Origin of the sequence: Flavobacterium columnare (assembly GCF_014844295.1) — a bacterium.
In the GTDB taxonomy this organism is placed as follows: domain Bacteria; phylum Bacteroidota; class Bacteroidia; order Flavobacteriales; family Flavobacteriaceae; genus Flavobacterium; species Flavobacterium columnare.
Window position 1 is genome coordinate 2,749,040 of record NZ_CP054494.1, and the last position, 11,806, is coordinate 2,760,845.

Here is an 11,806-nt window from a genome sequence, read left to right on the forward strand (position 1 = left end):
TGAAGGAGCATTATTGTTTTGAGAGAAAATAAAAAAGAGGCTGTCTAAAATATTTAATTAATCTTAAGTCTTTCTTGAAATCTAAGAGATATAATTACCTTTTTTTGACAGCCCCATTTTTTTAAAAAATTATTTACTTAAATTTTTCATTTCCTTTTCAATCATTTCATAAAACTGATCAATTTTAGGCATAATTATAATCCTTGTTCTTCTATTTTTAGAACGATTTTCAGGAGTGTCATTATCTACTAAAGGAATATGAAAACTTCTACCTGCTGGGATTAATTGCTTAGGATTTACACCTAAATCTTTTTCTAATACACGAACGATAGAAGTAGCTCTTTTTACAGAAAGATCCCAGTTGTCTAATAAAACAGTGTTTTTAATAGGTATATTGTCTGTGTGTCCTTCTACCATACATTCAAAATCAGGTTTACTATTAACTACTTTTGCAACTTTACCTAATACCCCTCGAGCTCTATCACTTACATCGTAACTACCTGATTTAAAGAGTAAATTGTCTGCTATAGAAATCATAACAACCCCTTTTTCAACATTTATATTAATGTCTGGGTCATCTATACCTACTTCACGTTTTAGGCTTGTAACAAGTGCTAATGTTACAGAATCTTTTTTAGTTAGTGCATCTTGTAAACGATTAATTTTTAAATCTTTTTCTTTAATCGTTTCTAATGCCTTTTCTATATTTTGAGCTCCTTTTTGAGTTAAAACGGTCATCTCTTTAGAGCTATTAATCAAATCAGAAGTGTTTTTTCTTAAATTTTGATTTTCATTCTGTAAAGCAGTCAGACTAGCATTGAGTCCTGATTTTTCTTCTAAACAAGAATTTAATTTAATAGTTGCGGTATTTAAAAGGTCTTGTGTTTCTTTGTTTTTAGTTTCTAATTCAGCATACTTCTTTTTAGAAACACATGAAGTAGTTAAAATACCTAAAAGCGATAATGTTAAAAATGTTTTATTCATTTTAATTTAATTTTTGTATAGGTTAGCAAAAATTTTGCCATTCTTAATAAAATAACGATAAACAATAGAATTTATTTTGTAATAATCTTCTTTTTGATTAATAGTTCTCTTTTTTAAATATTTAAGGAGGTTAATATATAAATAATAATGCGCCTTTAAGACGGCCCAAAAATGCTTTGGTTTGAATTCAGTTAAAAACTTTATACCAGCTATACCATCTAATAGCATTCTTACAAGCAAGATAGGAATTAATTTTGATGTAGGAAGGTTTTTAGTCATCATCCATAATGAATTTCTAAAATTTAAAAATGTTTTTTGTGGAGATCCTGTTTTTAAGGTTGCACCTCCGACATGATAAACAGTAGAAAAACCACAATATTTAGCTTTATAACCTTTGTTAAAAGCTCGCCAGCATAAATCAATTTCTTCTTGATGAGCAAAAAAATCAGCATCTAATCCGTTCAGTTCCCTAAAAACTTCTTTTTTTATAAAGAAGCAAGCACCTGTTGCCCAAAAAATATCAATAACATCATTGTATTGACCATGATCTTCCTCTAAAGTGTCAAAAATTCTACCTCTGCAAAAAGGAAAACCGTAACGATCAATAAATCCTCCAGCAGCTCCCGCATATTCAAACAGGGTTTTATTTTTATAATCTAATATTTTAGGTTGTGCAATAGCAACTGTAGGATCTTTTTCAAACAAATCCTTAATGGGGATCAACCAATTTTTTGTTACTTCTATATCAGAATTTACTAATGCGTAAATATCTTCTTCAACATACTTTAAGGCTTCGTTGTAACCTTTTGCATAACCAAAATTTCCTGTATTTTCTATAATTTTGATAGAAGGAAATTCGTTTCTTATGAATTCCACGGAATGATCAGTAGAAGCATTATCTGCAACATATATAGTTGCTTCAGGAGAATACTGAATGACTGATGGAAGGAATTGATTTAATAATTTTTGTCCATTCCAATTAAGTATAACTACGGCAATTTTTTTCATATTTAGGGAGTTTGCTAAATAAGTTTTAATTTTTAGGTAAGTAAATACATGTTTTACAACTACAAAAATAAGCGTAATAAAAATTATACTATAAATATGTCTTTAATTATTATAAAAAAATAAAAAAGAATTGGATTTTTAGACATAAAAGGTTGGATTTTAGCACATAAAGAATACAAATATTTTCGATACAATCAAATAGAACTAAAAAAGTAGCTATTAGATAGATGTAAGTAATTTCGGTTTTTTAGAAAACAAAATTAGAAATAGCATAAAAGATAAAATCAATAGAGGAAATAAAATCACTTAAAAGATATATTCAGGAAGGTTGTTTAAAAAAATATATTTTTCGTTTTCAAAATCCATCGAACAAAAATAATGATTCAAACCGTTAGTGACCATTAGATGTTGAGCATTTAAGACTAAATTATAACGAGCTATTTGATCAAATGTTTGTTGTGTAATTGGTACCTCAGGTGCTTTACATTCTATTAATAAAAAAATAGACCCATTGGGTTGAAAAACAGCAATATCATATCGTTTACTTAAATCATTAACTTTAATTAATTTTTCAACATTAATACATGATTTTGGATATTTTTTTTCTTCTAATAAAAAACGAACTACATTTTGGCGAACCCATTCTTCAGGCGTAAGAACCACAAACTTTTTACGGATTTCATCAAAAATAGATATTTTATTTTCGCTATTTTTGAACCGAAATTGATAGGTAGGAAAATTTAAATTTATCATTTTCCAAAAATAGCTTTTTTAGTTTCAGGTTTCAAGTCATTTCTAAACTTTAAACCTGAAACTTTAAACCTGAAAAAAATGGATGAAGTACTAAAAATTATAAAAGATATAAAGGCAGGGATTATTAAACCTATTTATTTTTTAATGGGTGAAGAACCTTATTATATAGATAAAATTTCTGAATACATAGAACAAAACATTTTACAAGAACACGAAAGAGATTTTAATCAAACAATACTTTATGGTCGTGATGTGACAATAGAAGATGTTATAGGAAATGCCAAACGATATCCTATGATGGCAGATAGACAAGTGGTTATTGTAAAAGAAGCTCAAGAATTGTCACGTACCATTGATAAATTAGAAGCTTATGCTGAAAAGCCACAAGATACTACAGTTTTGGTACTTTGTTATAAATATAAAACATTAGACAAACGAAAAAAAGTTACTAAAGTTTTAGAGAAAAACGGATTAGTTTTTGAAAGTAAAAAGTTATATGAAAATCAAGTAAGTACTTGGTTGACAAGGGTTTTGCAGGGTAAAAAACTCCAAATAGAGCCCAAAGCAGTACAAATATTTATAGATTTTTTAGGAACCGATTTAAGTAGAATTGCTAATGAAATAGATAAACTTACTATAATACTAAAACAAGGAGAAGTTATCACACCTGCAATTATTGAAGAAAATATTGGTTTTAGTAAAGATTTTAATCCCTTTGAATTGCGAAAAGCAATAGGCGAACGAAACCAGCTTCAAGCATACAAGATAGCGGATCATTTTGCTCAAAATCCAAAAGACAATCCGATAGTTTTGACTATAGGTTTAGTATTTAGTTTCTTTTCGCAACTCTTACAATACCATGGATTAAAAGATAAAAACCCTAAAAATGTTGCCTCAGTACTAAAGGTAAATCCGTTTTTTGTTAAAGATTACGAGTTGGCAGCTCGAAATTATCCCATGAAAAAAGTAAGCGGAATTGTAGCAACACTAAAGGATATAGATTTAAAAAGCAAAGGAGTAGGAGCTACTAATCTTTCGCAACATGATTTATTAAAAGAAATGTTAGTTAAAATTTTTAACTAAATTTACGATATTTGCACTTTTAAAGTAATCTAAAATATTAAGTTTAAAATGAGTGTAGGAATGAATAAAAACACAGTTCTAGCATGGGCAACATTTATAATGATTGTTATGGGAATAATTTTAATAGGGTTAGGTATTTATCGTTATGCAGATGTAGCAGGATGGGGATTTAGTGCTGTAGGAATTGGCTTCTTTGCCAATGCGTGGGTTTTTAATGCTTTAAAAGGAAGAGTTTAAATTAGTAACCAGTCATAGTTTTTAGTGTTCAATTTTACTTTGAGTTCTAAATTCTAAAATTTTAAATTATATTATGTCAGACGATAAGAAAGTAATATTTTCGATGTCGAAAGTAAGTAAAACTTACTCTTCAACAAACAAACAAGTATTAAAAGATATTTATTTAAGTTTTTTCTACGGAGCTAAAATTGGTATTTTAGGTCTAAATGGTTCTGGTAAGTCATCTTTGTTAAAAATTATAGCAGGTGTTGATAAAAATTACCAAGGCGATGTGGTTTTTGCACCAGGTTATACAGTAGGATATTTAGAGCAAGAACCTCAATTAGATGAAGAAAAAACAGTAATAGATATTGTTCGTGAAGGAGCAGCAGAAGCTGTGAAATTACTTGAAGAATTTAATACGATTAATGACCAATTTGGCTTGCCAGAAGTTTACGAAAATGCAGATAAAATGCAAAAACTAATGGATCGTCAAGCAGAATTACAAGACAAAATAGATGCTTGTGGTGCTTGGGAATTAGATAATAAACTTGAGGTGGCAATGGATGCTCTTCGTTGTCCAGATGCAGATACACCAATAAAAGTGTTGTCAGGAGGGGAACGTCGTCGTGTTGCTTTATGTCGTTTATTATTACAAGAGCCCGATGTATTATTACTAGATGAGCCTACTAACCACCTAGATGCAGAATCAGTTCACTGGTTAGAACAACACTTACAACAGTACAAAGGAACTATTATTGCAGTAACCCATGACCGTTATTTCTTAGATAATGTGGCAGGCTGGATTCTTGAACTAGATAGAGGAGAAGGGATTCCTTGGAAAGGAAATTACTCTTCTTGGTTAGATCAAAAAGCCAAACGTTTAGAACAAGAAGAAAAAACAGAGTCAAAACGACGTAAGATTTTAGAGCGTGAGTTAGATTGGGTACGTCAAGGAGCTAAAGGGCGTCAGACCAAACAAAAAGCACGTCTTCAAAACTATGATCGTTTATTAAATGAAGACTCTAAACAATTAGAAGAAAAATTAGAATTATACATCCCTAATGGACCTCGTTTAGGAACGAATGTAATTGACGCTAAAAATGTAGCTAAAGCATTTGGGGATAAATTACTATATGATAATTTAAATTTTACTTTACCACAAGCAGGGATTGTAGGGATTATTGGTCCTAATGGGGCTGGTAAGTCAACTATTTTCCGTATGATAATGGGAGAGCAGCAAGCTGATTCAGGTTCATTTGAAATAGGTGAAACCGTAAAAATAGCATACGTTGATCAAACCCATAAAAATATTGATCCAGAAAAATCTATTTGGGAAAATTTCTGTGATGGACAAGAATTGATAATGATGGGTGGACGACAAGTAAATTCACGTGCCTATTTATCTAAATTTAACTTTTCGGGTAGTGAGCAAAATAAAAAGGTAGCAGCATTATCAGGAGGAGAACGAAATCGTTTGCATTTAGCAATGACCTTACGTGAAGAAGGAAACGTATTGTTATTAGATGAGCCTACGAATGATCTAGATGTAAATACTCTTCGTGCATTAGAAGAAGGTTTAGAGAATTTTGCAGGTTGTGCTGTAATTATTTCTCACGACCGTTGGTTCCTAGACCGTGTGTGTACCCATATTTTAGCTTTTGAAGGCGATTCACAAGTATACTATTTCGAAGGAGGTTTTACAGATTATGAAGAAAATCGTAAAAAACGCCTTGGCGATTTGGTACCAACAAGAATTAGATACAAAAAATTAGTAAGATAAAATTGAACTAATTTTATAACACCCCTAAAAACTAGATTTTTTAGGGGTATTTTTTATTTATTGAAAACCGTATAAGAGAAAAAATAATTTTATAGTTAACAAACAATTAATTAGAAGAAAGCCTCTAAAAGACTTATTTATATTCTATGAAATTACGGTTATAAAAATCACTAGCTTTTCATAATTTTCTTTTATTCTGATTTGTTAATCACTTGAAACGATCTTAAGAGTTTCTTTTTTAATTGTTAGCAACTTTATTTTTGCTTATTTCTTTTATTAAAGTATATTTTATGCTTGATCCATCAGCGGGTGGATTTTCTACTTTTTCTTCTTTAATGATAAGTTCATATTCATTGCCTTGTTCGTATTTGAATCCTTCGATATTGCTATAGAAGTGTTCCCAATCTTTTTTATTTTTAGCCCATTTTACTTGTAGACACTGACTTTCCATTACTCCTGTGTTACAAGGTTTAGTTTCAGCCCCGATGAAAATAGTTTTTTCATCTTTATTAGTAGTATTACAAGAAATTAGTAAAAATGTAATGGTTGATAAAATTATTCGTATCATTTTTTTATTGTTTTAATGATTATAAATTAAATTGTATTCAAAAAAATATGTGGTGACAAAAATAGTAATTAATTGGAGTAATAATCAAAAGCATCAATTAGATCCAAATATACTCCATCAAAGTTAGCATCCAATATTTTTTTTAAATAAGAATTGTTATTTCCATAAATAATGCTTTGCCAGTTTTCGTCCCAATATTTTACTTTAAAATTACCTTTCCAGTCGGAATTTTCTTCATCTAACCAATTGGGTTTGTTAATAATCCAATTCGGTTGCCAATAATAACGGTAGCTTTCTGCTTCTCCAATTGACATGTATGAAATAACAAGTCTTTTTCCTCCGTTTTCTTTATTTTTTAGTCGGCTTATTTCAGAAGCTGTAAAAGGGACTCCTTTAAAAAATAAATCTGTTATGATTAAATCATAATTTGTTTTATTTACAGCTGCAATAAAATCATCTTTAGAACGAAAATGGGTAGGATTAATGATGTATAAGAAATTTTTTACATTATTAATATTAACAACATTTTCATCATTTTCTTGATTTATAGGATTAGGTAAGGGAGGAATAGAATTTAATTGAACCTCAGTCGTGGCAAAAGAGGTGTAATTATTAGTGTCGTTTTGTGAATAAGAATCGGAAATATCAGTATTGCTCGAACAAAAATCAATAACCAGAATTTTATTACCCGAATTTTTAGAAATATTGAGTAATTTTTTTAGGTACTCTGTTCGGTTATTAGGCGTGGCTTGATTGTCATTTTCAGAACTATAAAATAAATCTTCTTGTCCATTAGCATCAATAGCATCAAGATATGGATCATGGGGCGCTCCTAAATCGTCTCCTGTTGTTGAAACTAATTCGATGCCATTTTGAGGGATTACATAAAAATTGGGATTAATTGTTTTAGAGTATTTGCTAATATTAATTACAAATTCTCGCATTTTTTGTTTAAAATCAATCGGACCTTCGCTCTTCAAATTGGTTTGATCACTTTCTTTATTACAAGAACACAATAATGGTATAGCTGCAATGATTAAAGATTTTATTTTCATTTGATTAGTTTGTTTTATTTGTTCAATTTTTAATAGTATAAAAGATTTTTTTTGTAAGTTATATTAAAAAAATAAAATGATTTTAAATTTTGATAGTACCTTATATGTAAATTATTTATTAGTTTTTAAATTATGGTTTACTACTTTTTAACGCTAAATATAAAATTTTAGTGTTTAGAAAAAATCATTCTTAATAAAAACTTGTTTTTATTAAGAATGATTTTAGCATCTATAAGTAATAAAGTTTATCAGATAGCTTTAATTATTCTAGTTAAGTTATGATGCCTAAGATAAAAAAAGGATTTAATAAATAATTACGGGAAATCCGCATAAATGTGAGGGATAATAAAAAATGTTAAGGTTTAACTAGCTGTTGGTTATATGCTTACGCTTTTATCCTTTTTCTAAAAGGATTACATTTTGTATGTTTTAAAAAATTTTAACACAAAAAGAATGAACGTTCATTCTTTTTGTGTATCTTTGTAGTTGTAAAATATAATAGGAATGAAAGCTCCATTGAAAGACAAAGAAAAAGCAATATTGGAAGCAACTTTAGAATTAGTGAATAATAATGGTTTTCACGCTTCTTCGATGTCAAAAATTGCACAAAAAGCAAATGTAGCACCAGCTACTATTTATATTTATTTTGAAAACAAACAAGATCTGGTAGATAAACTTTATCTTCATCTAAAAAACGAGATTAGTGACCATATCTTTAAAGATTATAATGAGGAAATGTCAGTAGAAGAGGGGTTTAAGATAATTTGGTATAGTATAGCGAATTATAAAAGAACTCATATAAAAGAAGCTCTTTTTCAATCGTTGTGCGACATTACACCCATGATTAACGAAGAAACGCGAAGTAAAGGTATTTCGTATTTGCAAAAATTTATGGATTTATGCAAACGAGGACAAGAAGAAGGAATCATTAAAGATTGTTCTCTGTATTTAATTTATGGATTTGCAATAAATCCATTATCCTTTTTAGTAGCTAAACACCAAATGGGGGAATTGTTTTTTAATGAAGAAGTGTTAGAAAACGCATATAAAATGTCTTGGTATAGCATAAAGAAATAAGATTGTTACGGCTCATATGTTAAAAAAATAATCAGAAATAATCTAGTTGAGTACAATAAAAAATAATACATTACATAAAAACAGAGAGAAAATGGATTTTTTAGAATTATTAAATAATCGTTATGCTTGTAAAGCAATGACGGGAGAAACGATTCCAAACGAAAAAATAGAAAACATTTTGGAGGCTATTCGATTGACTCCAACTTCTAGTGGATTACAACCTTTTGAAGTTTTTGTAATTACAAATCCAGATGTTAAAGCTGAAATTAGAAAAATAGCTTGGAATCAATCGCAAGTTACAGATTGTTCTCACTTATTAGTTTTTGCCGCTTGGGATACTTACACAGCAGAAAGAATAAATCACATGTTTGATTTAACTAATGAAATCAGAGGTATAAAAAATGAAGGTTGGGAAGCATATCGCCAAAAACTTTTATCCTTTTATCCAGACCAAGATCCAGAAGAAAACTATAATCATGCTGCAAAACAGACTTATATAGCTCTTATGTCAGCTATGACACAGGCCGAGTATGAAGGAATAGATAGTACACCTATGGAAGGTTTTGATCGTGATGAGTTGGATAAAATTCTTAATTTAAGAGAGAAAAATTTAAGAAGTACGCTCATTCTTCCTTTAGGATATAAAAACGCTCCTAATGATTGGTTAGTGAATCTTAAAAAGGTGCGTAAACCTATGAGTGAATTAGTAACATTAATAGATTAAATAAGAGATAAAAATGAAAACATTGTATTCTACAAAAGTAACCGCAACAGGAGGTAGAGAAGGTAGTGTGAAATCTGAAGATGGCGTTTTAGATTTTAAAGTAGAAATTCCAAAAGAATTAGGAGGAAAAGGAGGTGCCTTTACGAATCCAGAACAATTATTTGCGGCGGGTTATGCGGCATGTTTTGATAGTGCGTTAAATTTAGTTGCTCGTAACTCAAAAATAAAATTAGGAGGAACTAGTATAACAGCTGAAGTGGGAATTGGTTCTAATGAAAATGGAGGTTTTGATTTATGTGTGAATTTAGTTGCCCAAATAGATGGAGTAGAGAGAGAAATTGCAGAAGATTTATTAGCTAAAACACACCAAGTTTGTCCTTATTCTAATGCAACTAGAGGAAATATTCAGGTAGAAATATCATTAAAATAAATAATTTTGAGTAATTGTGTTTTTTAATTAGATTTTAATATTTATTAGTAAAGAGATCATTGGTTTAATAGGTATTGTAGCAAAAGATATTTTCTAATGAATAGAATAGAAAATTAAAAATAATTAGAAATATATATTATACGCCCTAAAAGTAATCGTCTATATTTATGTAGAGGTCATGCTTTTAGGGCATTTTTTTTGATTAAAGTTTCTTAAAATATAGGATTAGATGTTAAACTAGATTTTGTATTAAAAGTTTATTAGAGGTAGAAATGATTTAGAATTTAAAAAAGAATTTTATTTTTAGTATAAAGTCTAATGTTTAAACTGAATTTTAAAAGAAATTTGAGAGGGAGTTGAGGAAGAGGAAATAGTTTAAATGATATAGTTTTAATTTTTTTCTAGAGTAGAAAAGAAAAACTAGAGGTTAGTTTTTTTAAAACGACCTCTAGTTAAAATTTTATGGAAAAATAAGATTATTATAATTTATATGTAACACCAAAAGCTATAATGCGTTGTAAGAACCAAAAATGTTGACTTGCTCTATCCGACGAATCATAGGAAGTACGAATATCAGGCATATTGATATAGCCTCCTTTGAATTCTCCTTGTATAAAGAAATGTTTTAAAAAGGTTAAATTTAAACCTGCTTTAGCAGCTATACCATAACCCGCTAAATGAAATTCATCGTAACGTTCTTTATGAAAAAGTTTGGTATTTGTTTTAGGTAATAAAATACCCGCGCCGATTCCTTCCGTTAAATTTAGTTGTACTTTATCTGTATTAAGGGTAGGAGCAATATATTTAGTAAGATCATCAACTCGGCTGATTTCTGCATTAACATAATTAAGGCCATCAGTATGTTCAAATGTTAAAAAATCCTCTGTTAAATTTACTTGATTTGAACCAAGAGGCTGTCCTAATTCATTTTTATCTTCTCCATATACCCCTCTGTTAGGATAATTACCTGTGTAATTTACTACTTTATTTTGATACATAACATATTTCATGTGATCTAATCCTAATGAAATATTATAATGATCGTTAATAAAATATCCCAATCGAAAATTTGTTTGTGGGATGGTCATTCTAAGCGGATTGATATAATCTATATGCCAACCTTTAGGTTTGTCTTGAGCTGGTACATCATAAATGGTAAAATTGTAATCATTTCCTTTAAAAGTAATATCAGAATTACTGAAAGTTTCGCGATTTCCTCCCCAATAGACATAGAACTTACCTTTATTATGTGCAGTATAACGTTCTGAAACCGTTTCTTGAGCTAATGAAAAAAGCGAAATCAAAGAACTGAAAACGGATAAATAAATTGTTTTTTTCATTTTAAAATATATGATTCTTTGTGTTAAAAATTATAAACAAAGATAACTTACATTTTCAACGTTTTTTAGATATTTTTAGATTAAATTCTACTGGACAATAAAATTATAAATGAAAATGTGTTTTAAGGTTTGTTATTTAATCAATATTCTAAAATTGTTTATGAATAATCCTATATGTTATTAAATTTATAGAATTAATGATATTGCTACCCAATGTTTTTGTGAGTAAAATAATTCATTTTAATGAATTATTTTAAATTAGGAGGGTATGTTTTTTAGACTAATTGATATTAATTTTGTTAAAAACAGATTGTTTTCATTTGGTGTTTTTTGTGGATAAAAATTTAATTATTTCAGTTCTTCCAAAACGTTGTGCATATTCAAGGGTTCTTTTATTGGTTTCTTCATCACACTTCTCGTTATTTATTAAATATTTAGCAATATCATCTTCACTAGCAACGATAGCTCCCATTAAGGCTGTATTCCCTCTTTTATCTTTTATACATAAGTCAGCTCCTTTAGAAAGTAAAAATTCAACAGCTTTTTTTTGTCCATTGTATGCAGCAATCATTATTGCTGTGTAACCGTTTTCACCCTGATAATTAACGCTTATCCCTGTTTTAATAAATTCATCTAATATTTCTATATTAGAAGTCCTTGCGCCATAAAAAAATGATTTTTCAAGTTCTTGTTGCGCATTCATATTTTGAGAAAAAGAAACGAAAAAAGGGCTGATTAATAAGATTAATGTTAAAAAAAATTTAGTATACATAATTTTAATTTTA

General features: G+C 28.9%; 13 protein-coding genes. 6 read left to right on the forward strand and 7 right to left on the reverse strand.

Annotated elements, in window-relative coordinates; all coding sequences use genetic code 11:
* Positions 1-129: 129 nt before the first annotated feature.
* From HUE53_RS11975 to HUE53_RS11985, 3 genes are all read right to left on the reverse strand, one after another.
* Complete coding sequence (locus HUE53_RS11975; protein ID WP_014164686.1) at positions 130-984, reverse strand: OmpA/MotB family protein; 855 nt, start codon at positions 982-984, stop codon at positions 130-132.
* A 6-nt stretch (positions 985-990) separates the two neighbouring features.
* On the reverse strand, positions 991-1,992 hold the full coding sequence (locus tag HUE53_RS11980; RefSeq protein ID WP_014164685.1) for a glycosyltransferase family 2 protein: 1,002 nt from the start codon (positions 1,990-1,992) through the stop codon (positions 991-993).
* Between the two features lie 306 nt (positions 1,993-2,298).
* Positions 2,299-2,745 (reverse strand): type I restriction enzyme HsdR N-terminal domain-containing protein, encoded by a 447-nt coding sequence (locus HUE53_RS11985; RefSeq protein ID WP_014164684.1) that lies wholly within the window; start codon positions 2,743-2,745, stop codon positions 2,299-2,301.
* Positions 2,746-2,823: 78 nt separating this feature from the next.
* Between HUE53_RS11985 and holA the strand changes: the two genes are divergently transcribed.
* From holA to ettA, 3 genes are all read left to right on the forward strand, one after another.
* Positions 2,824-3,828, forward strand: a complete 1,005-nt coding sequence (gene holA / locus HUE53_RS11990; RefSeq protein WP_014164683.1) for a DNA polymerase III subunit delta — start codon at positions 2,824-2,826, stop codon at positions 3,826-3,828.
* A gap of 48 nt (positions 3,829-3,876) precedes the next feature.
* Positions 3,877-4,065, forward strand: coding sequence for a CAL67264 family membrane protein (locus HUE53_RS11995; RefSeq protein WP_041253169.1), 189 nt, complete (start codon positions 3,877-3,879; stop codon positions 4,063-4,065).
* Positions 4,066-4,138: 73 nt separating this feature from the next.
* A complete protein-coding gene (gene ettA / locus HUE53_RS12000; protein WP_065213535.1) occupies positions 4,139-5,827 on the forward strand; it encodes an energy-dependent translational throttle protein EttA in 1,689 nt (562 codons plus the stop codon).
* 238 nt (positions 5,828-6,065) lie between these two features.
* Here ettA and HUE53_RS12005 read toward each other — a convergent pair whose 3' ends face one another.
* Both HUE53_RS12005 and HUE53_RS12010 read right to left on the reverse strand, forming a co-directional pair.
* On the reverse strand, positions 6,066-6,395 hold the full coding sequence (locus HUE53_RS12005; RefSeq protein ID WP_192188524.1) for a DUF4377 domain-containing protein: 330 nt from the start codon (positions 6,393-6,395) through the stop codon (positions 6,066-6,068).
* A gap of 68 nt (positions 6,396-6,463) precedes the next feature.
* The gene (locus tag HUE53_RS12010; RefSeq protein ID WP_014164679.1) at positions 6,464-7,450 is read right to left on the reverse strand and encodes an endo alpha-1,4 polygalactosaminidase; all 987 of its coding nucleotides are present in this window, start codon (positions 7,448-7,450) and stop codon (positions 6,464-6,466) included.
* Positions 7,451-7,954: 504 nt separating this feature from the next.
* Between HUE53_RS12010 and HUE53_RS12015 the strand changes: the two genes are divergently transcribed.
* The 3 genes from HUE53_RS12015 to HUE53_RS12025 all read left to right on the forward strand — a co-directional run bounded on the left by HUE53_RS12015 (position 7,955) and on the right by HUE53_RS12025 (position 9,681).
* A complete protein-coding gene (locus HUE53_RS12015; RefSeq protein ID WP_014164678.1) occupies positions 7,955-8,527 on the forward strand; it encodes a TetR/AcrR family transcriptional regulator in 573 nt (190 codons plus the stop codon).
* A 91-nt stretch (positions 8,528-8,618) separates the two neighbouring features.
* Positions 8,619-9,251: an NAD(P)H-dependent oxidoreductase gene (locus tag HUE53_RS12020; RefSeq protein WP_014164677.1), complete on the forward strand. Its 633-nt coding sequence runs from the start codon at positions 8,619-8,621 to the stop codon at positions 9,249-9,251.
* A 13-nt stretch (positions 9,252-9,264) separates the two neighbouring features.
* Positions 9,265-9,681, forward strand: coding sequence for an organic hydroperoxide resistance protein (locus HUE53_RS12025; RefSeq protein ID WP_014164676.1), 417 nt, complete (start codon positions 9,265-9,267; stop codon positions 9,679-9,681).
* A 479-nt stretch (positions 9,682-10,160) separates the two neighbouring features.
* Here HUE53_RS12025 and HUE53_RS12030 read toward each other — a convergent pair whose 3' ends face one another.
* A complete protein-coding gene (locus HUE53_RS12030) occupies positions 10,161-11,021 on the reverse strand; it encodes a hypothetical protein (protein WP_014164675.1) in 861 nt (286 codons plus the stop codon).
* A gap of 316 nt (positions 11,022-11,337) precedes the next feature.
* Positions 11,338-11,793, reverse strand: coding sequence for an ankyrin repeat domain-containing protein (locus HUE53_RS12035; protein WP_065213536.1), 456 nt, complete (start codon positions 11,791-11,793; stop codon positions 11,338-11,340).
* Between the last annotated feature and the right edge of the window lie 13 nt (positions 11,794-11,806).

Bases quoted from the DNA above. Each gene is read 5' to 3' on its own strand.
- HUE53_RS11975 (WP_014164686.1), bottom strand. From the start codon at position 984: ATGAATAAAACATTTTTAACATTATCGCTTTTAGGTATTTTAACTACT.
- HUE53_RS11980 (WP_014164685.1), bottom strand. From the start codon at position 1,992: ATGAAAAAAATTGCCGTAGTTATACTTAATTGGAATGGACAAAAATTA.
- HUE53_RS11985 (WP_014164684.1), bottom strand. From the start codon at position 2,745: ATGATAAATTTAAATTTTCCTACCTATCAATTTCGGTTCAAAAATAGC.
- holA (WP_014164683.1), top strand. From the start codon at position 2,824: ATGGATGAAGTACTAAAAATTATAAAAGATATAAAGGCAGGGATTATT.
- HUE53_RS11995 (WP_041253169.1), top strand. From the start codon at position 3,877: ATGAGTGTAGGAATGAATAAAAACACAGTTCTAGCATGGGCAACATTT.
- ettA (WP_065213535.1), top strand. From the start codon at position 4,139: ATGTCAGACGATAAGAAAGTAATATTTTCGATGTCGAAAGTAAGTAAA.
- HUE53_RS12005 (WP_192188524.1), bottom strand. From the start codon at position 6,395: ATGATACGAATAATTTTATCAACCATTACATTTTTACTAATTTCTTGT.
- HUE53_RS12010 (WP_014164679.1), bottom strand. From the start codon at position 7,450: ATGAAAATAAAATCTTTAATCATTGCAGCTATACCATTATTGTGTTCT.
- HUE53_RS12015 (WP_014164678.1), top strand. From the start codon at position 7,955: ATGAAAGCTCCATTGAAAGACAAAGAAAAAGCAATATTGGAAGCAACT.
- HUE53_RS12020 (WP_014164677.1), top strand. From the start codon at position 8,619: ATGGATTTTTTAGAATTATTAAATAATCGTTATGCTTGTAAAGCAATG.
- HUE53_RS12025 (WP_014164676.1), top strand. From the start codon at position 9,265: ATGAAAACATTGTATTCTACAAAAGTAACCGCAACAGGAGGTAGAGAA.
- HUE53_RS12030 (WP_014164675.1), bottom strand. From the start codon at position 11,021: ATGAAAAAAACAATTTATTTATCCGTTTTCAGTTCTTTGATTTCGCTT.
- HUE53_RS12035 (WP_065213536.1), bottom strand. From the start codon at position 11,793: ATGTATACTAAATTTTTTTTAACATTAATCTTATTAATCAGCCCTTTT.